Below are 25172 nucleotides of genomic sequence, written 5' to 3'. Positions count from 1 at the left end.
CCTTGGACGCACCGTCAGTTTCGCATCGTGACGCCCGACGCCTTCCCGGCTCAAGCCGGTTCCACAAGACCAACCGCGTTCCAATGCCGGTCCCAAAGGATCCACGCGATTGCTTTTCAGTAGGTCCGGCTTCAGCCGGAAAGCTTTACCGGGCCATGAACGCCGCCAGCTCCTCGGGCGCGCCGTGCGGGAAGGCGCGTCGCAAGTAATCGAGGAACGCGGACACGCGCGCACTCAGCAGCCGCCGCGACGGATACAGCGCCCACAATGCAACGGGCGCAGCGTCGATGTCGCCCCAGTGCAGCAGCGTGCCGGCGCGCATATCCTCGCCCACCAGTGACACGGGCAAACGCCCGACGCCCACGCCCGCCAGCACTGCATCGCGCACCATTATCAGCGAAGACAGGCTCAGCACCGGGTCAATCGTCATGCGGCTTCGGCCCGCGGGGGAGGTGAGGTTCCAGCTGATGTCGCGGTCGCCGGGTCCCCTCACCACCGCCGGCACTGCAACGTCGGCTGCCGGTTTCGCCAACTGCGGGTTCGCGACCACGACCAGACGATCATGCAGGAAGATGCGCCCGATGAGGCTTTCATCGACCGCGGGATTGACCCTGATCACCAGGTCATAGCCTTCCTCGATCATGTCCACGGCGCGGTCTTCGGTGGTGACTTCAAGCCGCACCTCCGGGTGTTCCAGCGCGAAACCTGCGGCCAGCTTGCCCATCGCCGTCTGCGCAAAGAACAGCGGGGCGCTGATGCGCAATCGGCCGCGCGGCCGCGCACCGCCTGAGGCGATGTCTGCTGCGGTCTCATCGAGTTCGCTGAGCAACGAGCCGGTTCGCTCGTACAGCGCCCGGCCTTCTTCGGTGAGTTTCAGCGTGCGTGCGCCGCGTTCGAACAGGCGCAGGTTCAGGCTGCGCTCCAGTTCCGCGACCCGGCGTGACAGCGTTGCCTTGGGCCGGCCGGTGGCTCGAGCGGCGCGCCCGAATCCGCCGTGCCGGGCGACGAGGTTGAAATCCGAAAGAGCCAGTAAATCCATGGTCGCACCTGAAATGTTCACACCAGCCGTGGCTGAAGGACGGGAGCCTGAATCTCAGCGCCGAAGGAGTCTTCCACGAGAAGCGGCGACTGTTCCACATACGGGACGGCCTGTCCAATTATCGAGGCTATCGGCCCATCCATGATCCGCCGATAGTGACGTCTCCAGTCCAACCCACCACGGTGAACATCATGACCATCCTCGTTACGGGCGCTACCGGCCGAGTCGGCAGCAAAGTCGTCGAGCAACTTCTTGAACGCGGCGCAGACGTGCGCGTGCTGGTTCGGGACCCGTCCAAAACCCGCTTTGCGCCTGAGGTCGAGGTGGTTCAGGGCGATATGCTTGATCTTGAGTCACTGCGGCGCGCGTTTGCTGGTGTCTCGACATTCTTTCTGCTGAATGCCGTCGCCGCCGATGAATTCACTCAAGCGCTGATTGCACTGAACATCGCCAGGGAGGCCGGCGTTAACCGGGTCGTTTACCTCTCGGTCATCCACGCCGACCGCTTCGTCAATGTGCCGCATTTCGCGGTGAAGTCAGGCGCCGAGCGAATGATCGAGACGATGGGCTTCAGCGCCACGATCCTGCGTCCTTCGTACTTTATCGACAACGACGAAATGGTCAGCCAGGCCATCCTTGAGCACGGCATTTACCCCATGCCCATCGGCAGTAAGGGGCTGGCCATGGTCGATGCGCGGGACATCGCCGAGGTGGCGGCCCTGGAGCTGCTGCGTCGCGATCAGGCGCGCAATGAGTTGCCCTCTGAAACCATCAATCTGGTGGGGCCGGACACGCTGACGGGGGAGGGTGTTGCCTCGATCTGGACGCAGGTGCTCGGTCGTCCGGTGGTTTACGGGGGCGACGATCCGACCGCTTTTGAACAGAACGTCGCGAACTTCATGCCCGCCTGGATGGCCTACGAGATGCGCCTCATGGCCGAGCGCTTTGTCGGCGACGGGATGATTCCGGAACCCGGCGACGTGGCGCGCCTGACGCAGATGCTCGGGCGGGACCTGCATCGCTATCAGGACTTCGCCATGCCTCTGGCGCGCCCGGTCTGAGCCACCGACGCTCTGAAGTCTGGCGCAGAAAAAGCCCGCGATCAGCGGGCTTGGTTATGTCTGGGCAATGGTGTCGCGCGTCCATGCGCGACCGGAAACTTACACCACCGTCGCTGGCGGCGGCTCCTGGCGCAGCCCGGCGTTGCCCAGACCCTCATTGATCAGCACCATGCTTTGCGGTGCAGACAGGGCGATGCCCATTTCCCGCAGGCGGCCAAGCACCGTGAACAACAGGTCGCTTCGGGCATTACCCACCGAACGCGGGCTGTTCACAAAGCCGGTGGCGCTGATGATCAGGCCCGTGTTGGTGAGGTCCTTGAACGTCACCGATGGCGCCGGCGTATCAAGGATGGCCTCGTGTTCGGTGAAGGCCTGCAACAGCAGCTCGCGGATCTTCAAGACGTCCGTTTCCAGCGGCAGGGTCAGTGAGACACCCACCACGCCCAGCGCGTTGCCCATGGTCACGTTACGCACGTTCTGAGTAATGAACTGCGAATTCGGCACGATCACCGTGGAGCGATCGGACATCTGGATTTCGGTCGCTCGCACGTTGATCCTGCGGATATCGCCTTCAACCCCTGCCAGACTGACCCAGTCGCCGACTTTGACCGGCCGCTCGGTCAGCAGGATCAGGCCGGAGATGAAGTTCTGCACGATCGCTTGCAGACCAAAGCCGATCCCCACCGACAGTGCGCTGACCACCCAGGTCAGGTTGGTGAGGCTGATGTGCAGGGTCGACATCACCACCGCAACCACCAGCACGAAGCCGATGTAGCCGATCAAGGTCACCAGCGACGCTTGCATCCCGGCGTCCATGTTGGTTTCAGGCAACAGCCGTTCGCCGAACCATTCTTTGAGTACACGCACGCCGAGCAGGCCGGCGACCAGGCAGCCCAACGCCAGCAGAATGTCGCTCGGGACGATGTTCAGGTTGCCCAGGGATTTGTTGGTGACGTCCACTTGGGTGAAGCTTTCGAGCAGTTCGCCCGGGCTGGACCCTGAGGGCAGGAACGCCAGGAGTGCGGCGGTGAGCAGCAGCAGAGTGCGGCCGATGCCTGCCAGCACAGTGCTCGCCTGGGCCTGATGGCGTGGCGACAGGCCCAGTGCCGAGCCCAGCGCCATCCCGCCCGGTTGCTTGGGTGATAACAGGTTTTCGCAGACGTCGCCGAAGAAGGCCACCAACAGGTAAGCCGTCGAAGCCACCACGCTCATCCACAGCAGCTTGACCGCCAGGTAATACGCCAGCGTCAGATAGCCGCTCAGCAATGCCAGCAGACTCAGGCCGACCCACACCGCAACCACGAACGGGATCAGCCCGACCAGGCCGCCCGGGCGGGGTAATGCGTGCTGGCGGCGGGTGCGGCGGTAGCGCAGCAGGCCGAAGAAGAACACCAGCGAGACCGCCAGTGCGGTCAGGCCGTTGACGGCAACGGTCAGGGCCAGGCTGCTGGCAATGACGCTATTGATGCGCTCCTGGGTGCCGATGATCATCAGCGCCAGCGCCAATACAGGCGGGAAGCGACCCATCGCCGTGGCGATCTCGTCAGCGATATTCGGCAAACGCCAGGAAGGGTGCGGCAGCATCAGCAGCGCGCGACCCAGGCCGACAATGAACGCGCAGAAGGTGATCAGCGTCTGCAACTGGTCGAGCAGATTGACCACGTCATTGCTGAGCACCGCATTGCTGACGATGCCCCAGCGCAGCAGGGAAGTGGCCGCGGTAATGGTCAGGATCGTCGACAGCCCGACGGCCAGCGCGAGGGCACTGCGACGCAGGCGTCCCTCGGGCAACCAGCGGACCACCACACGGATCAACAGGCTTTCAAGCAGGCGCCGCACCACGACCCAAACGAACAGCGCGCCCAGTACGACGCTGCCAAACAGCATCCGGTTGCCGGGTGCCAGTGCGCTGTTGAAGACGCTGCGCACATCGCTCAGCAGGCCGTTCATGCGTCGCAGGTCATCGTCGGTCGGGCGGATCAGCGTCGACCAGAACGCCGAGCTGAGCGGGCTGGCCGTGCGGGTGCTGATTTGCGAGTCAAACAGGCTGCGGCGCAGGCTGAAGATTTGCGTGGCCAGGTCTCGGGCGGACTGACTCAGTGTGGTGGTCTGGCGTTCGTCATTGACCAGCGCGTTCTTTTGCGCCGTCAGCGTCTTGCGCTGGGACGTCAGGGTTTGCGCTTCGTCCGGCTGCACCGGGCCCAGAATGTTGAGTTGATCATTCAGGTGCTCGATGTCGACCGCTTGTTTGGCGACCAGATCGTCGGCCTGCTTTTGCACCTGCAAGGCAGCCTGACGCAAGGTGGACAGCAGGTCCTCGTTGGCGCTCACCGTGACTTTCTGGCGGATCTGGTCGAGCTGCTCGCTCAGGTCATCCAGACTCGGCGCCTCAACTTCTGGTGTGGCGTCGGCTTGCGTCGCCACCTGCGGCGCGGGCGCTGCCTGGACCATTGCGGGCAGCGTGCCGCACAACAGCAGCAGGGCAAGCAGTCCGGTGTAGATACGGTTCAACGTAGCGTGTTGCATTGGGGTTCCCTTGGGTGCGTTAACCGGTGCGTTAACCGGCTTTGCGGTCTGTGCGTCTGGCCTGCGCCTTGAACGCAGGGTCGCGGCTATGGGAGATTCGCCATCGCGCGGAGGCGGATCATAGCAAGGATTGGGGCATGAGCACCCTCGCAGGCCCTGCCTGGCGGCGGATGAATCATTCAGCTCTGGCTGCCTGAACCGGCGCTTCGGTGCCGCCCGTGCGACGGGTTAGGCGGCAGGGTCACGGGATGGTCACATTGCCCGGCACATGATCGCGTTTCGCACTCAGACACGGCACGCGTATGGCGAGCCATTACAGAACAGAGGGGCAACACGATGGCGACACAGCACGTTCAAGCCAATCTCACCCACCAGCCGCGCCTGGCGGATCTGCAGCCCATTGCCCTTGCGGCGCCGACACCCGCCACTGCGCTGCGGTCGTCTGCGCAACCGCGGATCACGCCAGCCACGCAGCTGGAAGACCGGCAGGGCTACAGCAGTGATTTTCTGGGTGACTTCGTGGTGCCGTGGCCGACCTCGCTTACGCCGGAAGACATCTACCCGTTGGGCAACCCGGGGAACCGTCTGGACTACACCCATTTCTCGATCAGCATGTCCCGCAGCCGCCGCATCGCGCAGTACGTCGGGGTCAACATCGATGGCGCCAGCAGCGTGGAGATCGTGCGAAAGCAGGACGCCTGGGCCTACGACGGTCGCCTGCCGGTGGAGGCGCAGATTGGCGAGGACATGTACCGCGACAACCTGCTGGACCGCGGCCACCTGGTCCGCCGCCAGGACCCGAACTGGGGCACCGAAGCCCAGGCCGCCAACCTGGACACCTTCCACTTCACCAACTGCTCGCCGCAGATGGCCGCGTTCAATCAAAAAACCTGGCTCGAACTGGAAAACTTCATTCTGGACAACACGCGCCGCTGGAACGGCCGGGCGACGATCTTCACCGGGCCGGTGCTGCGCACTGACGACCCTGTGTACCGAGGCGTGCAGATCCCCCGCGCCTTCTGGAAGGTGGTCGCGTTTCTGGGCGATGACGGCAAGCCGTCGGCCAGCGCGTACCTGATCGACCAGACCCGCGAGCTCGACAAACTGGAGTTGGTATTTGGCGCCCTCAGGACCTATCGCCGCAGCGTCGCGCAGATCGGACAGCTCGCCGGCGTCGACTTCGGCGAGCTGGTGCGCTACGACGGATTTTCCAATGAAGAGCAGATCACCGGTACCCGCATCGAAGCGCTGATTCAGGGGCCGCAGGATATCCGCTTGTAGCCTGCCGCCCCGGCCGAGCCCGTTTGGCCTGCAGTGGACCCACGCGCAAAGCCGGACGCCAGATGACCGTCGTTCTTCACCTTCACGAAAAAACAGGAGCCAAGGGGAATTAATGCGCTTAACGGCTATCTAGGATGACGCCTGCTGTCCGCGCCGATGCCCGGTTCTGTCCGGTTGATCGGCAGGCTCGACAGCACGCCCGCCCTCAGCCCTTGATGGCGGGCCCATTCACTTCCCGGAGATTTTGCGACATGAACGTCACCTTTACCCGTCACTGGTTACTCGCCCTTGCGCTACCGTTGCTGCTGACCGCTTGCGGCAACAGCGAGCCCGACCAGCGCGCCGCTTTCAAGCAGTTCCTGCAAACCCGGATCATCGACAAGCCGGGCGTACATGTGCCCAAGCTCACGCCGGATGAATCCAAGGCGTTTGGCGACTACGCCAGTCACTATGCGGTGATTGCTGATTTCAACAGCGGCATGGACGCCAGCGTCAAACCGTTGGGCGGTCTGGTGCAGAAGGGCGCCTTCCGTTCGCTGGGAGATGTCATTGAACGGCGGGACGATCTGAAGGCCGTGCAAAGCGGATTGAACGACATGGTCACTCAGCTCAAGCAGCAGTTGGCCAAGGCCGACACTGCCCACGCCCAGCTCAAGCAACCGGACGACCTGAAGCCGGTCTACGACAGCGCGTACGACCGCACGGTGTCCGTGCCGGCCAATACCTTCCTGACGGTCTTGCCGCAAGTCAACAGCACGCTGGACACCGGTTTGAAAGTGGCGGACTACGTCGAGGCGCATAAATCGCAAATCGAGATCAACGGTGCGGTGGTGCAGGTGAAAGACGCCAAGGTGCAGGCTGAACTGAATGGCCTCCTGCAGGAGCTGAATGCGAAGGCCAGGCAGGTGCAGGACGCCCAGACTCGCTTGCAGAGCGTGATGATGGGTCGGTGAGTCCCAGGTGCAGGCGCTCTGTTCGTGCTAACTCCGGGCCGCGCTGCCGTGATCATGCGCATACTGCCCACGACTTTTTGAAACGGAGCACTTTATGACACAGCAATTCAATGTCCGGGATTTTGGCGCAGTCGGGGATGGGCATACGTCTGACACGGCGGCCATCCAGGCGGCCATCGATGCAGCAGCCAAGGCCGGCGGCGGGGAAGTTTATATCCCTGCGGGCACGTGGACCCTCACCGCAGCAGGCAAGCCCGCCGACGGCGCGCTGATGCTTAAAAGCAACGTATTCATCAAAGGCGACGGCATGGGCGCCACGGTGCTCAAGCTGGCGGACGGTTCCAGCCAGGCGGTCACGGGTCTCATCCGTTCTGCGAGCGGCGAGGCGACCCATGATTTCGGCGTGAGCAACCTGACCCTGGATGGCAACCGCGACGCGACCACGGGCAAAGTGGATGGCTGGTACAACGGCTTTCTGCCAGGCAAGCCGGGGCAGGACAGCAACGTCACGCTGTCTGGCGTTGAAATCCGCGATTGCTCCGGCTACGGCTTCGACCCGCACGAACGCACGGTGAACATGCTGATCGAAAACAGCGTGTCTCACGGCAACGGGCTGGACGGTTTCGTTGCCGATTACCTCATCGACAGCACCTTTCGCAACAATCTGGCCTATGACAATGACCGTCACGGCTTCAACATCGTGACCACCACCCATGATCTGGCGCTGCTGAATAACGTGGCCCACGACAACGCCGGCGCCGGCATCGTCATTCAGCGCGGCAGCGAAAACATTCCGTCACCGCACCACATCACGATTGAGGGCGGCGAACTCTACGGCAACGGAGCCGAAGGCGTGCTGGTCAAGCTGTCGAGCGGTGTCGACATCAGCGGGGTGGACATTCATCACAATGCCACCTCCGGTGTACGCCTTTATGGCAGCACTGATGTCGAAGTCCGCGGCAATCTGATCCATGAAAACGCCCAGGGTGGAGCGCTGCCGGAGGTCTTGATTCAACCCTTCGATGACCGTGGCGGCGTTTCGGGGAAGTTTTTCCCTGCGGACCACAACACGTTTGCCGACAACATCATCACTGGCGGGGCCAAGAGCACCTTCGGCGTGGCCGAGGTCAATGGCCAGACCGGGAGCAATTCGGTATACGGCAATACCTTTGCTCATCTGCAGCAGGGCGACGTGTCCCTGCAAGGTGCGGGTGACCACATCGGCACCAACCACGTGCTCAATGCCATCGAAGGCGGGCAGAGCGCTGACACCCTCAGCGGCACGGCCAAGGCCGATTCGATCAATGGCAAGGCCGGCGCGGACAGCTTGAACGGCGGCGCAGGCGCCGATCTGCTGTGGGGCGGTGATGGTCAAGACCGGTTGAGCGGCGGCAGCGGCAACGACACTTTGATCGGCGGGGCCGATGCCGACGCACTCTTCGGTGGCGCGGGTTCCGATGTGTTCCGGTTCAGTTCGGTGTCCGACAGCTACCGAACCGCGACCCAGGGGCATGCCGACCGCATTGGCGACTTTGATGTAAAACACGACACGATAGACGTCTCCGGCCTTGGATTCGTCGGCTTTGGCGATGGCCACGATTCGACCCTGAAGCTGACCACCAACGCTGACCACACGCGGGTGTACCTCAAGGATCTGGATGCCGATGTGCAAGGGCATCGCTTTGAGCTGGTGCTCGATGGCAATTTCGCAGGAGGTCTGCCGGCGCGGTCGGTTGTGTTCGCCCACGCTGATGCAGCGCTGGCGAGCACGTCTGCCGGAGCGGAGCACGCGGCGGTCGAAGTGGTGGGCGTGGCGGTGGCGCATCCAGAGGCCGGGTTTGCCTGATGCCGGGCCCGTTTGCCATCTGCCCGGCTGAAGTCTGGCAGCGGTGAACAACTGAATCCGCCACGCGCCGTAACAAGACGTTCACGGCGCGTGGCGAGGCATCACTGTCGCCGCCAGCCCTTCGCAATGCATGGCAACAAACCGGCCCTGCGGTACGTCTCGATGGTGTTGTCATACACCGCGATATCACCTCGGCCCCTCGGCATTCACCTTCGTCAACCCCGCACGGTTACTCGTTTAGCAACTGTCTGCTCACGGCATCACGTTGTCCATTTGGCTAACTTCATCAGGTGGGTGAAGCCTGTAGTTCAGGCTAACTTGCACTGTCACCCGGCACCGACTGCCCGTCCCACGCTACAAGACAAGCTCTGCCATTTCGGCTTGACGACATCTCTCGTTCATATTGCTCTGACATGATTTTCTTTTCGCCGACCATGCATTTAACAGGGCCGATCCCTCTGGCCTGAAAATGCTGGCCAGCTGGCAAGTTCTGTAACAAGGGCATGTGAAATGAGGGTGATCGTGGTTGGCGCAAAGGGTGTTGAACTCATTCAGGTCTTCCGGCCGGTACAGATGAGGCATAGCGACAGGCTAGCCAGGGCCGAGGGGTTTACCCGTGCAGCCGGCAGCTCTGCATCCTGTTTGGGTGATGGGGCGATGGCGCGGCGTGATATCGGCGTACATCCGCACAGTCACCGGGTACCGCGATGACGGTATTGATAACGGGGGTTGCGGGTTTTATCGGCTTTCATATGGCGAGGCGATTGTGCGGCCTCGGCGTTCAGGTAATCGGGATCGACAACTTGAACGACTACTACAGCGTCGAGCTCAAGTCCGCCCGACTTGCGCAGCTTGGAAACTTCTCATCCTTTCAGTTCCAGCCCATCGACATCGTCGACCCTCGATCATTGCTCGACCTTTTCAGCACGTCTGGCTTCAGCGAGGTTATTCATCTGGCGGCTCAGGCGGGGGTTCGTTATTCCATCGACAACCCGGGTGTGTATGCCCAGGCCAACCTGGTCGGGTTTCTCAACGTCCTTGAAGCGTGCAGGGCTTACCCTGTGAACCATCTGGTTTACGCATCCAGCAGCTCTGTTTACGGCGCAAACACCAAGATGCCTTTCGCCGTGGAGGATGCCGTTGAGCAGCCTGTTTCTCTCTATGCGGCGACCAAGCGCGCCAACGAGCTCATGGCGTACAGCTATTCGCATCTGTATCGCATTCGTGCAACGGGCCTGCGGTTTTTTACCGTCTATGGCCCGTGGGGACGGCCGGACATGGCGCTGTTCAAATTCACCCGAGCCATCCTTCACGGCGAGCCCATCGATATCTACAACGACGGGGAGATGGCGCGGGATTTCACGTACATCGACGACATCGTCGAGTCGATCACCCGGCTGCTGCCAAGGCCACCACCGCTCATCGATGGGGTCGCGCCCTGCCAGCTGTTCAACATCGGGCGAGGCAAGCCGGTCAAGCTTCTTGACTTTATCCTTTGCCTGGAATCGGCATTGGGAGTCCAGGCAAAGCGCAATTACCTTCCACTTCAAGCCGGAGACGTCCCGCAGACCTGGGCCGATGTATCAGGCCTTGCTCAGTGGATTGACTTCAGCCCGCAGGTCAGCGTGGAGCAAGGCGTGGCTGAATTCGCGCGCTGGTATCGGAATTTCTACCCGGCCAAACAGGCATAACAGGAAAATCGGTGGGTGCAATGAGTGAAACGGTGCTTGTGTCGGTGTTGATCCCGGCAAAAAATGAAGCGCAGAACCTGCCCTCACTGCTGCATGAAATACGAACGGCACTCGCCGGCGAGCGCTATGAGGTGCTGGTAGTTGACGACGGCAGTACCGACGACACGCTCCACGTTCTGCAACAGATCAAAGCGCAAGGGTACGACCCGTTGCGAATCCTGCACCACAGGGTCTCCCTGGGGCAGAGCACGTCGATCTGGCATGCCGCCCACGCCGCTTGTGGAGAATGGCTCGCGACCTTGGACGGTGACGGTCAGAACGACCCTGCCGACTTGCCCGGCATGCTGGCTCTCGTGCGCAGTGCCAACCACGGGCAGGACCCGTTGGTGACGTTAGTGGCGGGGCATCGCATCAACCGGCGGGACAGCGCGAGCAAGCGCTGGGCGTCCCGCTTCGCCAATGCCCTGCGTAGCCGCCTGCTCGGGGACGCGACGCCCGATACGGGGTGTGGCCTAAAACTGGTCCAGCGCCGGGCGTTTCTGCGGTTGCCTTACTTCGACCACATGCACCGGTTCATTCCCGCGTTGATCCAGCGCGATCAAGGCCGAATGATTGTGCATCCCGTTCACCACCGTCATCGCCAGGCTGGCGTTTCGAACTATGGCAATCTGGATCGAGCGCTTGTCGGCATTCTCGATCTCTTCGGAGTGTGGTGGCTCGTGCGTCGTACGCGGCTTGGTACGAAAGCTGTGGAGGTGGTCGAATGAACTTCACCCGCGAAGCGCTTTGGCTCGGTGTGGGATTTCTCGGCCAGGCAGTCTTCACTGGCCGTTTCGTGTTGCAATGGCTCTACAGCGAAATCAAGAAACGTAGCGTTATTCCTGTGGGGTTCTGGTACCTCAGCATGCTCGGCAGCGCACTGCTGCTGCTTTATGCAATCTACCGCGAAGATCCCGTGTTCATCATCGGCCAGTCATTTGGCTTCGTCGTTTATCTGCGCAATCTGCAGTTGATTGCCAAACACAAAGCATTGAAGGAATAACGATTGCGACGTGCCCATTCCCCCATGCTGCAATGCCTGGCTTTGGTGGTGCTTGCTCTGCTGCTGGTCGGTGCAGGTTTTGGTATCAGACAGCCGTTCAACGTCGACGAAGAACGCTTTTTAGGCGTATCGCTGGAGATGCTTGACAGCGGCAGCTGGCTCATCCCTCATCGTGCCGGCGAGATATATGGCGACAAGCCGCCCCTGTTCATGTGGGCGGTCGCCTTTTTTATCTGGCTGACCGGCTCGCCCGGGCAGGCGCTATACATCCCGGGCCTGCTCTCGGCGGCTACGACCACTGCCGTGTTGTACGACCTGGGCCGGCGCCTATGGTGCCAAAGGGTCGGCAGGATCGCAGCATTGCTGTTTTTAGCCACCTATCAAACCTACAGCGTATTGCGTGTCGGCCAAATCGACAGCTTCCTGTGCCTGTGGATTGCCGTCGGCTTTTACGGTATGGCACGTCATCTGCTGCTGGGGCCGGCATGGGGGTGGTTCTACCTCGCGTGTCTGGCGATGGGCCTGGGCATCATCAGCAAAGGGGTCGGTTTTCTGCCCGCGTTGATGTTGCTGCCCTACGTCTATGCAGTGCGAAAGAGGTGGCAGGGTGTGGCAATCATGCCGGGACAGGGCCGTCGCTGGGCTGTGGGTTTTCTGATGCTGCTGTCGGGCTGTGCCGTCTGGCTTGCCCCGCTGCTGGCCAACGTCTGGCTCCACGGCGGCGCTGAAGAACTGGCATACCTCAAGGAGATTTTGCTCCACCAGACCGGCGACCGATTCGCCTCGGCCTGGGACCACCGCGAGCCGTTCTGGTATTTCCTGACCGTCATCCCGCAATATTGGCTGCCCCTGGTCCTGGCATTACCCTGGCTGGTACCCGTGTGGCGACGGCAACTGCAAAGGCACGACGGCCGCCTGCTTGTGCTGTTGGGTTGGGTGGTTCTTGTGGTGCTGTTTTTCTGCCTGAGCACCGGCAAGCGTAAGCTTTATATTTTTCCGGCAGTGCCTGGTCTGGTATTGGCCGCTGCACCGATGGTTCCCTGGCTGCTTCGACGATGGTTTGGTGATCGGCCAAAACGTCGCGGCGTATTCAATAGCGTGGCGGTGGCATGGTTTTTTCTGTGGTTCGCGCGTGGCTTCGTCGAGCCGTACACAGACGGGCCCAACCCCCACGAAAAGCTCATGGCCGAAGCTGCTCGAATGACTTCCAGCGCCGAACTGGTTCTGGTTGGCTGGCGGGAGGGACACTGGCTCTTCGCGCGCCAGCCGCTGGTCCATTTCGGCTTTGCGGACCCCTTGGCCCTTGAACATGCCGCTCTTTGGTTGCGCACTCATCCCGAGGCCTATGCGATGGTGCCAGTGGCTGAGATCGAGCGGTGTTTCTTGCGCAATAAAGCCCGCGCGGTTGGATCAACGTCGAGAGCTGAGTGGGTCATCGTCGGCCCTGATGCCGACAATGGCCAATGCAGCCCAACGACGCCTGCCCGCGCTTTTCATTTTTCATGGGGAGACACCGGCCGGTAGCGCGCTCGACTTGAATTAAAAGCGGCCGGGCTCATGCGCGGAGTTCTTGCAGTGCTTTCTGGCTTGCACCCAAAGCCTGACTCTGCCGACGAACCCTGAGTTGCAGGCGGGAGGTTGAGCCGCTTCTTCTGCATTCGGAATGCGCAGGCTTGCGCAGATTTTCCATTGGCTGCGCTGATCCCTTTGTGAGCAAGCTCACCCTCATCTGTCAGCAATTCCCGTTGCGAGAATGGCTTCAGCCTGGAACAACCGCGGGGGCTGGCTATTCAGGCGGAAAAAGGGGATGGCGGCCGCAACGCTTCAGCCATTAAATGGCCTCGGAAGCGGCGATGGAACCGAGGATTCTCAGATAAAGGCTGACGGTTGTGCCCGCACCGGGAGCGGTTCTGATCCGCGCGTCACCGCCGGATTTGACCGCGAAGTCCTTGACCTGGGCCAGTCCCAGGCCTGTGCCTGCACCGCTGGCCTTGGTGGTGAAGAAGGGCTCGAACACCCGCGCGGCGACCTCGGCGGTCATGCCCGGGCCGTTATCTTGCACGCTCACCACCAGGTAATCGCCCTGTTGCAACGACAGATCGTCTTCGACGTGTACCCAGCGCGTGGCCACCCGTACTTGCCCTGTGCCGTTCAACGCATCGCGAGCGTTGGTCAGCAGGTTCATCACCACCGCATGCAGCTGGGCCTCCACACACAGCACCCCCCAGCCCCATTCGGCAAAATCGAAACTCAGGTCGATGGACCCCGCCATCGAGTGTTTCATCAACGATTGCGCGGAATGCAGGCGCGCCGTCACGTCGATACAGATCAGGTCGGGCCCGTCACCGCGTACGCTCGACATGAGGTAGCTGATCAACTGACGACCCTGTTCCACCGCCTGCAAACCGGTGTCGGAAAAGCGCTCGACGTCCAGCGGCCGGCGCGAGCGCAAACGGGTCATCTGAAAGGCGGCGCTGACACTCTGCAGCAGGTTGTTGAAGTCATGGGCAATGCTGGCGGTCAGCATGCCCAGCGAAGAAATGCAGCGTGAATGCTCAAGCAGCGGCATGACTTCGCTGTGAGTTCGCTCCGCTTGCTGGAAACGCTCTTGAAGATGGTCCAGTTGCTGCTCGCGCTGCTTCACCAACACACGGGCTTCAAGCAACGCAGCGGCTTGTCGGGCCAGGGCCTGCAGGGCCAGGGATTGGCCCTCGCTCAAGCTTCGTGTGCGGGTATCGATGACGCAGACCGTTCCCAGCGCAACACCACTGCCCGTGACGATGGGCGCGCCGGCATAGAAGCGAATATAGGGCGGCCCCAGCACCAGGGCGCTGGAGGAGAAGCGTGGGTCGAGGGTCGCGTCTTCGACCACCAGGACATCCGCGGGCTCCAGAATCGCATGGCCGCAAAAAGCCAGGTCTCGATGAGTTTCCTGCACGCCCAGGCCTATGCAGGCCTTGAACCATTGGCGCTCTCGATCCACCAGCGAAACCAGCGCAATGGGGGCATCACACAAGGTGGTGGCGAGTAAGACAATATCGTCGAATTCCTTTTCGTGTGCGCTGTCCAGCACATCCAGGTGTTCGAGCGATAAGACACGCTCTTCCTCGTTGAAAGGGAAGGGGGCGGGATGATGGGCCATCAATAAACCGGAGCGAGAGTCAATCGTCCCGCATCATGCGCTGAGGCCCGTCGGACCGCAAGCGCAGCGGCCAGGCGGGCTTATGGGCGTTATCAGGGATCCAGAAAAGGGCCCCGATACCGCCCTCGGTGTCGCGCCTGTCAATCGTGGGAAAGCAGATGCGACACCGCGCAAATCCGCTGCTTAGCAGGCCTGTGCCACCGGGTTATTACTGACGTGACGCCCCAGCACCAGCACGGTCGCAAAGCCGCAGACCACCAGCGCGGTCGCGATGCTCAACAGGGCGGAGCTGCCCAGTGTATCGACGATACGTCCGCCGAAGAACGAGCCCAGCGCGATGATCACTTGAAACAGGGCGACGAACAGCGGCATGCCGCGCTCGACATCCTTGGGCGCCACGACAAACATCCAGATGCTGGCGCAAGCCGGGAACGCACCGAACGCAAAGCCCCAGAGCGCGATCAGCATGGCGGCGCCGGTCATGCCGGTGGCGAAGTAGGGAAACAGCGCCGTGCTGATGCCGATCATCACAGCGACCAGCAACAACGTATGGCGCACGCTGCGGTTGGCGGCGAACCCGGCGAACACATTGCCGATGACCCCGGCGACGCCGTAGAGCAGGAGCAGCGAGCCGATGGTCGGGCCGTCAAAGCCGGACTGCTGTTTGAAGAAAGGGGCAACGTAGGTATACGCGGCAAAGTGCGCCAGGCCGATCAACAACACCGCGATCAATCCGACCCGTGACTGCGGGTTGATGAACAGGGCCGGCAGGTCTGCGATGCGAATGGCCTTGTCGGGCATGAGCCGTGGCAGCAGGAAAATCTGCGCCAGCAGTACGGGCACGCCGACCAGCGCGGTGACCAGAAAGGTCGTGCGCCAGCCCAGCAGGCCGCTCAGCCAGGTGCCGACCGGCACGCCCAGCACGGTCGCGAGGGTCACACCGACCATGATGATCGAGGTGGCTTGCGCCACACCGACGCCTTTGGGCGCGAGTCGTCCGCTGAGCGCAATGGCCGTGGCCCAGAACCCGCCGATGCTGATGCCCAGCAGTACACGGCCAAACAGCAGCAGGCTGAAGTCGCTGGCGTAGGCCACCACGGTGTTGGCGATGATCATGATCAGCGTCAGTCCGATCAGCAAATAGCGACGGTCCATGGCGCCAATGCCGACCGACAGCAGCGGGGCTGCCAGGGCGGCGGCAATGCCGGGCAGGGTCACCATCAGGCCGGCGTGGCCCGCACTGATGCCCAGATCGCTGGCAACGTCGTTAAGCACGCCCACCGGCAGAAACTCACTGGTGACCAGAGCGAAGGCGCCGATGGCGACGGAGAGTATCGCCAGCCATTGTTGTTTGACGCTTTGCTGACGATGTTCGGGTAGGCCGCGAGGGGCTTGGCTGGCGCTTGGCATGAGGCTGGGTTCCACGGAAAAAGTCGCCCGTGCGGCAGGCGAGGGGATGGGCAAAATCGGAGGCGAGTATAGGAGGCGGGCGTGTTAATCCTGCAGGCCGGTCATTCGATAGTGATCATCAGTGCAATCAATGGGACGCCTGCGCCGTGGTCCGGTTCGATGTTTCCAGGACTCCGGCGCGGGGAAGGGCTGTCGCGGTCAATCAAGCGCCTTGGGCTTTCGCGCCAGAAACAACGCCTCGGCGTCCCGCGCCAGTACCGGTGGGCTGAGCAGAAAGCCCTGCGCATACGGGCAGCCCAGCTTTCGCAATTGCTCAAGCTGGCCGACCGTTTCGACGCCCTCCGCGACAATCGCAAGGTCCAGTGCCTGGCCCAGGGACAGGATACTTTTGACGATGGCCACGCTGCGCTCGTGTTTCATCATGCGCGTCACAAACGAGCGATCGATCTTGATCGAATCAATCGGGTAACGGTCGATATAGCCCAGGGAACTGTAGCCCGTACCGAAATCGTCCAGCGCAACCCGGATGCCCTGTGCGCGCAACTCTTCAAGCGTCTCGGCGACCATTTCGGGTTCGTGCAGGAACACCGACTCGGTGATTTCAATCTGCAGGGAGTGGGCGTCAAACCCGGTCTCCTGGACGATGTCGGCGACTTGCGCAGCGAAATCCCGACGGTTGAGTTCGACACCCGACACGTTCACATTGAGCTTGATCTTGCCCTGCGTACCGCTGTTCCAGCCCTTGACCTCGCGGCAGGCGTTGCGCATGACCCAACGACCCAGATCGCCCGCGACGCCAATGTCTTCAGCCACACTGATGAACACGTCCGGTGAGATGTTCCCCAGTGTCGGGTGGCGCCATCGAACCAGCGCTTCAACGCCGACGACGGCTTCGCTGGCAATGGAAAATATCGGCTGATAGACCAGGTAAAACTCATCACGGGCAATGGCGTGCTTGAGCGCGTTCTGCATCACCAGCATGTTGATCGACGCCTGGCGCATCGACAGGTCGAAGACCGCCCAGCTGCCACGGCCTTTGTTTTTGGCCGCGTACATGGCCACGTCTGCATCACGGATCAGGTCTTCGGCGATGCTGTGCTGAGCGTCCAGGCTGGCGATGCCGATGCTGCAGGAAGTGAACAGTGGCTGGCCGTCGATCTCCGTCGGCACGCTGAGCGCCCGCGTCACGCGCCTGGCGGTTTCAATCGCCTGGGCTTCGTGGTCCGCGCCGGTCAACAGGATGGCGAACTCATCGCCGCCAATGCGGGCGATCACGGCATCCGGGTCGATGCAGGCTTTGAGACGCTCGGCGACGCTTTTGAGCAGGATGTCACCGGCGTGGTGGCCCATGCCGTCGTTGACGTATTTGAAGCGGTCCAGGTCAAGGTACAAGACCGTCGCCGCGCCGACGTGTCCATCGCCGTTGCCGTTTAGCGCAGCCTGGATCCGGCCCATGAAGTAGCCACGGTTTTTCAGGCGTGTGAGCTCGTCATGAAAGGCGGCGTAAGACAGCTCGTCCTGCATTCGCTCGCGCTCGAACAGCCGCGATTCAAGCGCCACGCGTTCCTCACGGTCGAGCTGCGCTTGCTGGACAGCGCGCTCGGCGTCCTTGCGCTCGGTGATGTCACGCTGCACGGACACCCAGTGGGTGAACCAGCCTTTCTCATTGGCCACCGGAACGATGCTCAGCTGCACCCAGAATTTCGTTCCGTCGCGCCGCGTGTTGATGAGTTCGACTTCCACCGGTTCCCAGCGCTGCAGGGCGTCGCGTATGCGCTGCAATGTCGCGCGGTCGGTGTCCTCGCACTGCAATATGCGCGGCGTCTTGCCGATGACTTCTTCCAGACTGAAACCGGTGGTGGCCAGAAACGCCGGGTTGCAGTAAACGATGCGCGGGCCCGGCAGATCGATGGGCTCGGCTTCGGTAATCAGGATGGCATCCTTGGCATTGACCACCACCGATTCGAGCAAGCGCAGGCGTTCGATGGCCGCAGACCCACTGGCGGCGCTGATGGGGTGCAGCTGGAGCGCTTCGTAGAGGTCGGCAGCGTGGGTTTGCAGTGCGTAGGTTTGCGCAGCGCTCAGGCGTGCATGGGGGACCGGGATAGTCAGCAGCACTACCCCTGTCAGCCGGCCAGCAGGTGCCCTGATGGCCACGCAGACCAGCGAATCGCTGACCAGTGAATGCAGCCCCGTGGGTTGCACGGCGTCAATCGGCATCGTCTCGCCGACGTCGACCACGTCGCCATAGGACAACACCATTTTCAACCATCCGGCCGTGGTGGAATCCGGCGTGATCGGCGGTGCGCTGCCGTAGGAGGAAACAATGCTTAAACGATCGTTCTCGCAGCAGATCAGGGTCGCGCCTATCGTGCCGGTGAAGTGGGAGGCCGTATCCACAAAGTGAGCCAGCACGTCCTGTTTGTTCAAACCAAGGTGAGGTAACGCGGCCATGCACAATTCCTGCGAGGGGTGATTCAGAAGGTATTCAGTCGAGGCTGCTCCCATCAGGGTGAGTTCAAGTCAACCCTGGAGGCGGCCACGTACGCCTGGGCCGTGGAGACACGTGGAGCCGCCTGGGCGATGGGCCGTTGAGCATGAGCTTTGAGTACCCGATAGTATCTTAGTGCCATCATTGGCGAAGATTTGTTGGCCCCTTGATGCCATTCTCGACCGCCAACCGACAGCCGGTCGAACCGAAACACGGCTGCGACGTCAGTTGAAACATCCACTTCGCCGTCCTGCCGGGCCCAAGGAGAGCTTGACCATGGAAAAAATCACTGCTGCGCCAGCTATCCAGACGCTGACGCTGGATTCAAACCTTGGCATTCCAAACAACCCAAGCCTGCCGGTGCTGATGTATGCCGGTGCCATTGATGCCACCGCTCATGATCCGGCCAAGGCGTTTGAAGCGCTATTCGGCGCCAATGGCTGGCCGCCGCAGTGGCGCTACGGCGTCTACGACTTTCACCATTACCACACTCGCGGTCATGAGGTGCTGGGAGTTTATGCCGGGCGCGCGCGGTTGATGCTGGGCGGGCCGAACGGCCATGTCATTGAGGTCAACGCCGGGGATGCGCTGCTGCTGCCGGCAGGCACAGGGCATTGCAACCTGGAGTCCAGCGATGATTTCGCTGTGGTAGGTGCCTATCCGCCGGGACAGGAGGGCGACATCAATCGTGAGCCAGCGACGCCGGCGCAGATCGAACAGATCGCCCACCTGAGGTTTCCAGCCAGTGATCCCGTCATCGGCCATAGAGGCGGGGTAGTTGAGCATTGGCGCAAGTGATTTCACCCGCCAGGCGTTCGGGATCGCGTGTTAGCCGACAGTCGTATCAAGGGGCTGGCTCGGGTTGACGCCGATGAACTTGATGGGTACTTCGTCCGGTATCAGACCGTCGAACAGCAGGCCGGGGACCTTGGCGCGGTCATCGTCGACGGCCACTTCACAACGCCTGCGCCTCCCGACCGAGCACGGTGTCTTCAAATAGTCGCGAAGCGGACCAGGCCTGAGGTCCTGCATGCATTGACCCCAAATTGGTGAGCAGGGCGAGGACGCAGTCTCCCTCCTCAAACCACCAGGTCGTCGCGCTGAAGCCCAGCACATTGCCGCCATGGCCGATCACCGCGCCGTGAGGCGTTGCGGCGCGGAAAATCCCCAGACCCATTTGCGTGCCGTTGTGCGCCGGACGCCATGTCAGCATTTGCTGCATCAGCTCGCGTCCCAGTACACGCCCGTCCCTGAGCGCGGTCATGAACCTGACGATGTCGGAAGCCGAAGACACTACGCCGCCGGCGGCCCATTCGACGGACAAGTTGCTCGACGAAACCTCCAGCCATCCGGGCTGAATCTGGCGGAAAGACGGGGCGACGCCAGCGGTTTCTATAAATGCATCGGTGCCGCCGTGATAGCGGGTGCACAGCTGTGGAGGACGTTGAGCATCTGCGCGTTCGAGATACGTGGACGTCATGTTCAAAGGCCCGAGGGTGCGCTCGGCCAGGACCTGCTCGAAGGGTTTGGCCGTGACGGCTTCGATGAGCAGGCCCAACAGGGTGTAATGGGTATTTGAATAGTGAAAGCGGGTGCCGACGTCATGGTCGGGTGACGCGCCGCGAATGTAGTTCAGCGGTTCCACGCTCGCCCACTGCTTGCCGGGCGTGATGCGCTCGCCTCTGGCGTCGCGAATCCACCGGGCGTCCTCTTCCCAGCTGGCGATGCCGCTGTGGTGCGACAGCAACTGGCCAACAGTGGTGACGTCAGCGTTGGCAATCCCCGCAAGCACGGTCGTCGATAAATACGGATTCAGCGTGTGGTCGAGGCCGAGGCGCTTCTCTTCGACCAGTTGCAGGACCAGCACCGCAACCAGCACCTTGGTGATGCTTCCGACCCCCAATACGCACGCAGGGTCTGCCGGCGTTTGACTCACGATGTCGGCGTACCCCGCAGCCCCCTCCCAGACAAGCCCGTCGCGGTTGCCAACTGCCAGGGTCAGGCCCGGTACGCGTGTCGGGGCAAGGCTATCAATCAAGGCCTGGAGGCGAGTCGAAGCAGTCATTGGTTGGCTCGTGATGAAGGGATGGGAAATAGTACTTCGCGAAGACGCGCGGCGTCGCGAGCCGCCGTTCCGAATGAACCGCGCTGAACGACCGCCCGTCAGTGTCGCTGCTGAAACGATTGAACAACCTGCGGATGTGCAGGCCAGACACTTTGCGAGCAGCACAGCTGCCATTCATTTCCTGGACGCGAGAACATTATGAAAGCACTTGTTTATAACGGCCCACGCGACGTCAGTGTCAAGAACGTACCTGACGCCAGAATTGAAAAACCCACCGACGCCCTGATTCGGGTGACCACCACCAACATCTGCGGCTCCGACCTGCACATGTATGAAGGCCGCACCTCCATGGAAGAAGGCCGTGTACTCGGTCACGAAAACATGGGCGAAGTCATCGAAGTCGGTGCCGGTGTCGACCGCGTCAAGGTCGGCGACCGCGTGTGCCTGCCGTTCAACATCGGCTGCGGATTTTGCGAGAACTGCGAGAAAGGCCTGACGGGTTTCTGCCTGACCGCGAACCCCGGCAGTGCCGGCGCAGCCTACGGTTTTGCCGACATGGGGCCCTATCAGGGTGGCCAGGCAGAGCTGTTGCGCGTGCCTTACGCTGACTTCAATTGCCTGGTGCTCCCCGAGGACGCGGTGGAGCGGGAAGAAGATTATGTGATGCTCTCGGACATCTTCCCTACCGGCTGGCACGCGACCGAGCTGGCGGGCCTGTTGCCGGGTGAAAGCATCGCGATCTACGGCGCGGGGCCGGTCGGCCTGATGGCTGCGCATTCGGCGATGATCAAAGGCGCTTCCCAGGTCTTCGTTGTCGACAATCATCCAGATCGTTTGAAGCTGGCAGCGCAGATGGGCGCCACGCCGATCAACTCGCTGGAGAAGGAAGCGGTCGATCAGATCCTCAACCTCACCAATGGCAAGGGCACTGACCGCGGCTGTGAATGCGTGGGTTATCAGTGCTGCGACAAGCACGGCCACGAGGCCAACCACCTGACCATGAACAATCTGGTGGCCTCGACCAAGGCCACCGGCGGGATCGGTGTCGTAGGCGTATTTGTGCCTCAGGATCCGGGCGCCAAGAACGAGCTGGCGAAGGAGGGCAAGATGGCCTTCGACTTCGGCGCCTTCTGGTTCAAAGGTCAGCAGATCCGCACCGGCCAGGCCAACGTCAAAGCTTATAACCGTCGCCTGGCCGAGCTCATCCACCACGGGCGCGCCACGCCTTCGCAGATCATCTCCCACCGCCTGAAACTGGGTGAGGCACCGGACGCCTACAAGCAGTTCGATGCACGCGCCGAGGGCTGGACCAAAGTGATTCTCAAGCCTGCCGCCTGACGGCACTTGATTGCAGACGCCGGGCCAGAGTGCCCGGCGTTTGTGCTATGACCTTCCTCGGTTCGCTAGCGGGATGGGATTGCCCGCGAGGTCGTGGTCTGGGTCGGTGAAGCATTTGCCGCCCCTGCGTGTGCGGTCTTCTGGATGTGCAGTGAATTCGCTGCCCATTTCGCGGGCAAGCGCGCTCCTACAGTTGTTTCGTAGTGTTCTAACTCTTTTAGCGTTATTGCCCCTTACCTTGTCATCTCTGCCTAAACGCAGCACTGCATTCTATGGAGACCCGCTGTAGGAGCGCGCTTGCTCGCGAAGGCGTCAGTCGCCCCGATAATTCGTTTGCAGGCCCGACGCGTTCGCCAGCAAGCCGGCTCCTACGGGTCCGGATGGGTTATCAGGTCACAATGCGGCCAGTGATACAGATTTTATCCGTGACTTGTTCGCGGTATGCCGCCCGACGCTTTCCCGGCTAAAGCCGGTCCCACTGACAGGCTCTGCGGTGTGTCTGGGTCTACGCGTTGACCGTAGGAGCCGGCTTGCTGGCGAATGGGGCGGGGCATCCAGTGTCGCAGCGTCTGACCTGACGCGTTCGCCAGCAAGCCGGCATCCTACGGGTGCTGCGGGAATCGGCGCTGCCGTCTGTGATACGCGCCAGCCACGGGGTCAGAGACCGGGCGACTTTGTTTCCCTCACGGCGCGTCGATCACTTTTGCCAGGCGAACGACGGTTACGCCCTCGCCCAAATGGCGAACCGAGGGCTGGATCAGCACGCAGTTGTCGTACGGGGTGACCACCGGGTCATCACCATCCATCGCGATGACGGTGCCCGCGTGTTTGATCTGCTCCAGCCCTTTGTAGTCTTCGACAAAACGGAAATCCATGGTCCTGGCAACGATCGGTTCGGTCACTTCGAGAAAGCGCTGCGGCGCCGGCTTGACCGGTTGCAGGAACTCCGCCACGTCGGCTTCGCTCACGGTGCCGGTCAGCATCAGGAAACGCGCCGCGCTATCCAGAGCGACTTTTGTGCTGACAGCCGACACATGCTGTCCCGTTTCGATCAGCAGGGCATTCTTCGCGCTCGACTCGTCACCAAACCCCTGAAAGTCGCGCAGACGACAACCATTTTTGTGCCCTGCGTCGGCAATCACATGCTCTGGCACGCCCAACTCGGCCGCCATCCGCAGACCCTTTTTGCAGGCGCCGCTCATCATGATGGGCGCTGCTTCTTCGTGCATGGAGTGGATATCCAGCAGCAGATCCACCGTCTCGATGATCGGCCTTAATTCCCGGGCGCGGCGCAATTCGCGGCTCTGCTCGAGGCCGTCGAGGCGGCTCTCCAGCCAGACCCGGTTCATGTCCTCATCCAGATAACGCGTGGCGTCGATGTCTTGCGGGTTGAAATGGTGGTACGCCTCGACGTTGCCAAACGCCAGCGTCAGGCGGCCCTGACGGGGGCGAAGGCCCTTCTTCAAGAAACGGTCGAGGGTGATCGCGCCACTGACCTCATTGCCATGGGTCAGCGCCATGATCAGTACGTGCGGCCCGGCCACGCCGCTGTCGAAACTGTGCACGTAGTCAACGCCGGTGGCGCTGTCTTTCCATGGCGTGATGTCAGGAAACTCGACTTCAATGGGGTAGGGCTTGAGGCCCGCTCGCACGTCTTCAATGGTCTTCATGGTGGTCTCCGGCAGGAAAAAGGCTGCATTCCCCGCCGCCCTGGCAGATGGCGGCGAGGTCGTTGTTCTAATCAATTAATGAAAGGCACGGTCGCCTGAGGAGTGACCGGCATTGCGCATGCGACGGCCCAGGCAGATGACGGCGAGCACGCTGATCAGCGCGGTGCCGATCACATAGAAGCTCGGCGCGAGCTTGCTGCCGGTGGCATCGATCATCCACGTCACGATCAGCGGGGCGAAGCCGCCGAACAGCGTGACCGAGAAGTTGTAGCTGAGGGCCAGGCCGGTGCCGCGAATGCTGGTGGGAAAGATGTCGGCGAGCATCGCCGGAATCGGGCCGAGGCTGGCGGCGATCAGTACGCCCACCACCGCTTGCACGAGCAACAAGTTGGTGACACTGGGGAAGTGGTTGAGCAGCACAAACATCGGGTAGGACGACAAGCCGGTGATCAGCAGCGCAACGGTCAGCACCCTAAAGCGCCCGAAGCGATCGGAGAGGGTGCCGAACACCGGCGCCATCACCATCAGCGTCAGGCCTGTCACCAGCGCGCCGAGGTACGAGGAGGTCGCTGCAATGTGCAGTTGCTTCAGTGCGTAGGTCGGCATGTAGAGCTTGTGAACGTAGTTGAAGGCGGTGGCGCCGGCCACCACGCCAATGGCCAGCAGCAGGCTGAGGTGCCCTTTGACCAGCACATCGCGCAGCGGTGTTTTCTTCGGCGTGTCGGCGGCGACCTTTTTGAAGTCCGGCGTCTCGTCGATCTGACTGCGGATGTAGAAACCCACCGGGCCGATCAGCAGGCCGACCCCGAAAGCGACGCGCCATCCCCAATCGCTGAGCTGCACATCCGTCAGCACATAGCTCAACAATGCGCTGACGCCTGCCGCCAATACGGTCGCCAGGCCCTGGGTCGACAGCTGCCAGCTGGCAAAAAAACCGCGCCGCCGCGGCTCGGCGTGCTCGACCATGAACGCCGTGGCCGCGCCGAATTCGCCCCCGGTCGAGAACCCCTGTAGCATCCGTGCCACGACGATCAGCAGCGGCGCGGCCAGCCCGATCTGTTCGTAGGACGGTGTGAACGTGATCATGGCGGTGCCGATCATCATGATCAGAATCGACATCGTCAGCGATGCCTTGCGGCCGGCGCGATCAGCGTAAGAGCCCAGCACGATGGCACCGAGCGGGCGCATCAGAAAAGAAATGCCGAACGAGGCGACGCTCAGCAGCAGCGAGGTGGTTTCGTTGTCGGAGGGGAAAAACAGCTTGCCAATCACCACAGCGAAGTAGCCATAGATCAGCAGGTCGTAGAACTCCAGCGCGTTGCCAATGCTGGCGGCGACGATCTCTTTCCAGGGGCCACGCTTGCGGGCGGCGAGCGGAGCGTTCATTGCGGATGATGCGGTCATGGCGAGGCCCCGGCAAATTCACGATTAGGATCCGCGATCTCACCTCGGCAACCGTGCCGGGTTGATCGCGTGTTGTTTTTTATGGAACGGTAATGGAATCCGCTCATGGAGCAGCGACCATGAGCACTGCGCAACGCCGCATTGACGACCCGCAGTGAGGGCCCTGGGGCTGCGTCAGGTTCGGGGCTAACTGTCGATCAGCAGAAGAAGAGG

At 61.8% G+C, this 25172-nt stretch carries 18 protein-coding genes and 1 pseudogene; 10 read left to right on the top strand and 9 right to left on the bottom strand.

The window, feature by feature from the left end:
* Window positions 1-145 precede the first annotated feature (145 nt).
* A complete protein-coding gene (locus QRN48_RS05705; protein ID WP_285349362.1) occupies window positions 146-1039 on the bottom strand; it encodes a LysR family transcriptional regulator in 894 nt (297 codons plus the stop codon).
* A 191-nt stretch (window positions 1040-1230) separates the two neighbouring features.
* Here QRN48_RS05705 and QRN48_RS05700 point away from each other — a divergent pair, with 191 nt between their 5' ends.
* Entirely contained in the window at window positions 1231-2100 is an 870-nt protein-coding gene (locus tag QRN48_RS05700) for an SDR family oxidoreductase (RefSeq protein WP_285349360.1), read from the top strand.
* Between the two features lie 99 nt (window positions 2101-2199).
* Here the strand turns inward: QRN48_RS05700 and QRN48_RS05695 are convergent, their stop codons facing one another.
* On the bottom strand, window positions 2200-4626 hold the full coding sequence (locus tag QRN48_RS05695) for a DUF3772 domain-containing protein (protein WP_285349359.1): 2427 nt from the start codon (window positions 4624-4626) through the stop codon (window positions 2200-2202).
* A 336-nt stretch (window positions 4627-4962) separates the two neighbouring features.
* Between QRN48_RS05695 and QRN48_RS05690 the strand changes: the two genes are divergently transcribed.
* The 7 genes and pseudogenes from QRN48_RS05690 (at window position 4963) to QRN48_RS05660 (ending at window position 12963) form a co-directional block, all read left to right on the top strand.
* Complete coding sequence (locus tag QRN48_RS05690; protein WP_285349358.1) at window positions 4963-5907, top strand: DNA/RNA non-specific endonuclease; 945 nt, start codon at window positions 4963-4965, stop codon at window positions 5905-5907.
* A 251-nt stretch (window positions 5908-6158) separates the two neighbouring features.
* A complete protein-coding gene (locus tag QRN48_RS05685) occupies window positions 6159-6860 on the top strand; it encodes a DUF3053 domain-containing protein (protein WP_285349356.1) in 702 nt (233 codons plus the stop codon).
* 94 nt (window positions 6861-6954) lie between these two features.
* Window positions 6955-8355 (top strand): annotated as a pseudogene (locus tag QRN48_RS05680) (right-handed parallel beta-helix repeat-containing protein); the annotation flags it as partial.
* Window positions 8356-9413: 1058 nt separating this feature from the next.
* The gene (locus tag QRN48_RS05675; RefSeq protein WP_285349354.1) at window positions 9414-10397 is read left to right on the top strand and encodes an NAD-dependent epimerase/dehydratase family protein; all 984 of its coding nucleotides are present in this window, start codon (window positions 9414-9416) and stop codon (window positions 10395-10397) included.
* Between the two features lie 20 nt (window positions 10398-10417).
* Window positions 10418-11164 carry a glycosyltransferase family 2 protein gene (locus tag QRN48_RS05670; protein WP_285349353.1) on the top strand — a complete coding sequence of 249 codons (747 nt, stop codon included), beginning with the start codon at window positions 10418-10420 and terminating at the stop codon, window positions 11162-11164.
* Window positions 11161-11439 (top strand): lipid-A-disaccharide synthase N-terminal domain-containing protein, encoded by a 279-nt coding sequence (locus tag QRN48_RS05665; RefSeq protein ID WP_037009524.1) that lies wholly within the window; start codon window positions 11161-11163, stop codon window positions 11437-11439. Before QRN48_RS05670 ends, QRN48_RS05665 begins: the two co-directional genes overlap by 4 nt.
* Window positions 11440-11442: 3 nt before the next feature.
* Window positions 11443-12963, top strand: a complete 1521-nt coding sequence (locus QRN48_RS05660) for an ArnT family glycosyltransferase (protein ID WP_285349350.1) — start codon at window positions 11443-11445, stop codon at window positions 12961-12963.
* 307 nt (window positions 12964-13270) lie between these two features.
* On the opposite strand, the gene QRN48_RS05655 is transcribed toward QRN48_RS05660, so the two are convergent.
* The 3 genes from QRN48_RS05655 to QRN48_RS05645 form a co-directional block, all read right to left on the bottom strand.
* A complete protein-coding gene (locus tag QRN48_RS05655; RefSeq protein WP_285349349.1) occupies window positions 13271-14581 on the bottom strand; it encodes a GAF domain-containing sensor histidine kinase in 1311 nt (436 codons plus the stop codon).
* 183 nt (window positions 14582-14764) lie between these two features.
* The gene (locus QRN48_RS05650; RefSeq protein ID WP_285349348.1) at window positions 14765-15991 is read right to left on the bottom strand and encodes an MFS transporter; all 1227 of its coding nucleotides are present in this window, start codon (window positions 15989-15991) and stop codon (window positions 14765-14767) included.
* A gap of 198 nt (window positions 15992-16189) precedes the next feature.
* Window positions 16190-18445 carry a putative bifunctional diguanylate cyclase/phosphodiesterase gene (locus tag QRN48_RS05645; protein ID WP_191943744.1) on the bottom strand — a complete coding sequence of 752 codons (2256 nt, stop codon included), beginning with the start codon at window positions 18443-18445 and terminating at the stop codon, window positions 16190-16192.
* 313 nt (window positions 18446-18758) lie between these two features.
* Between QRN48_RS05645 and QRN48_RS05640 the strand changes: the two genes are divergently transcribed.
* Window positions 18759-19280: a cupin gene (locus QRN48_RS05640; protein WP_191943745.1), complete on the top strand. Its 522-nt coding sequence runs from the start codon at window positions 18759-18761 to the stop codon at window positions 19278-19280.
* A gap of 30 nt (window positions 19281-19310) precedes the next feature.
* Here QRN48_RS05640 and QRN48_RS05635 read toward each other — a convergent pair whose 3' ends face one another.
* Together QRN48_RS05635 and QRN48_RS05630 are read right to left on the bottom strand one after the other, a co-directional pair.
* Window positions 19311-19436 (bottom strand): hypothetical protein, encoded by a 126-nt coding sequence (locus tag QRN48_RS05635; RefSeq protein ID WP_285349347.1) that lies wholly within the window; start codon window positions 19434-19436, stop codon window positions 19311-19313.
* A 1-nt stretch (window position 19437) separates the two neighbouring features.
* Window positions 19438-20547 (bottom strand): serine hydrolase domain-containing protein, encoded by a 1110-nt coding sequence (locus QRN48_RS05630; RefSeq protein ID WP_285349346.1) that lies wholly within the window; start codon window positions 20545-20547, stop codon window positions 19438-19440.
* 198 nt (window positions 20548-20745) lie between these two features.
* On the opposite strand from QRN48_RS05630, the gene QRN48_RS05625 reads away from it, so the two are divergent.
* The gene (locus tag QRN48_RS05625) at window positions 20746-21885 is read left to right on the top strand and encodes a glutathione-independent formaldehyde dehydrogenase (RefSeq protein WP_037009540.1); all 1140 of its coding nucleotides are present in this window, start codon (window positions 20746-20748) and stop codon (window positions 21883-21885) included.
* Window positions 21886-22568: 683 nt separating this feature from the next.
* Here QRN48_RS05625 and QRN48_RS05620 read toward each other — a convergent pair.
* The gene (locus QRN48_RS05620; RefSeq protein ID WP_285349343.1) at window positions 22569-23555 is read right to left on the bottom strand and encodes a M14 family metallopeptidase; all 987 of its coding nucleotides are present in this window, start codon (window positions 23553-23555) and stop codon (window positions 22569-22571) included.
* 75 nt (window positions 23556-23630) lie between these two features.
* Entirely contained in the window at window positions 23631-24959 is a 1329-nt protein-coding gene (locus QRN48_RS05615) for an MFS transporter (protein WP_285349342.1), read from the bottom strand.
* Between the last annotated feature and the right edge of the window lie 213 nt (window positions 24960-25172).

Origin of the sequence: Pseudomonas sp. ME-P-057 (genome assembly GCF_030208975.1) — a bacterium.
GTDB lineage: Bacteria > Pseudomonadota > Gammaproteobacteria > Pseudomonadales > Pseudomonadaceae > Aquipseudomonas > Aquipseudomonas lutea.
Note: the sequence above shows the minus strand (reverse complement) of the source record. Positions and strands in the feature narration are given on the sequence as shown.

Excerpts from the sequence above, each read along its gene's own strand:
- QRN48_RS05705 (WP_285349362.1), bottom strand. The coding sequence starts at position 1,039 with ATGGATTTACTGGCTCTTTCGGATTTCAACCTCGTCGCCCGGCACGGC.
- QRN48_RS05700 (WP_285349360.1), top strand. The coding sequence starts at position 1,231 with ATGACCATCCTCGTTACGGGCGCTACCGGCCGAGTCGGCAGCAAAGTC.
- QRN48_RS05695 (WP_285349359.1), bottom strand. The coding sequence starts at position 4,626 with ATGCAACACGCTACGTTGAACCGTATCTACACCGGACTGCTTGCCCTG.
- QRN48_RS05690 (WP_285349358.1), top strand. The coding sequence starts at position 4,963 with ATGGCGACACAGCACGTTCAAGCCAATCTCACCCACCAGCCGCGCCTG.
- QRN48_RS05685 (WP_285349356.1), top strand. The coding sequence starts at position 6,159 with ATGAACGTCACCTTTACCCGTCACTGGTTACTCGCCCTTGCGCTACCG.
- QRN48_RS05675 (WP_285349354.1), top strand. The coding sequence starts at position 9,414 with ATGACGGTATTGATAACGGGGGTTGCGGGTTTTATCGGCTTTCATATG.
- QRN48_RS05670 (WP_285349353.1), top strand. The coding sequence starts at position 10,418 with ATGAGTGAAACGGTGCTTGTGTCGGTGTTGATCCCGGCAAAAAATGAA.
- QRN48_RS05665 (WP_037009524.1), top strand. The coding sequence starts at position 11,161 with ATGAACTTCACCCGCGAAGCGCTTTGGCTCGGTGTGGGATTTCTCGGC.
- QRN48_RS05655 (WP_285349349.1), bottom strand. The coding sequence starts at position 14,581 with ATGGCCCATCATCCCGCCCCCTTCCCTTTCAACGAGGAAGAGCGTGTC.
- QRN48_RS05650 (WP_285349348.1), bottom strand. The coding sequence starts at position 15,991 with ATGCCAAGCGCCAGCCAAGCCCCTCGCGGCCTACCCGAACATCGTCAG.
- QRN48_RS05645 (WP_191943744.1), bottom strand. The coding sequence starts at position 18,445 with ATGGCCGCGTTACCTCACCTTGGTTTGAACAAACAGGACGTGCTGGCT.
- QRN48_RS05640 (WP_191943745.1), top strand. The coding sequence starts at position 18,759 with ATGGAAAAAATCACTGCTGCGCCAGCTATCCAGACGCTGACGCTGGAT.
- QRN48_RS05630 (WP_285349346.1), bottom strand. The coding sequence starts at position 20,547 with ATGACTGCTTCGACTCGCCTCCAGGCCTTGATTGATAGCCTTGCCCCG.
- QRN48_RS05625 (WP_037009540.1), top strand. The coding sequence starts at position 20,746 with ATGAAAGCACTTGTTTATAACGGCCCACGCGACGTCAGTGTCAAGAAC.
- QRN48_RS05620 (WP_285349343.1), bottom strand. The coding sequence starts at position 23,555 with ATGAAGACCATTGAAGACGTGCGAGCGGGCCTCAAGCCCTACCCCATT.
- QRN48_RS05615 (WP_285349342.1), bottom strand. The coding sequence starts at position 24,959 with ATGACCGCATCATCCGCAATGAACGCTCCGCTCGCCGCCCGCAAGCGT.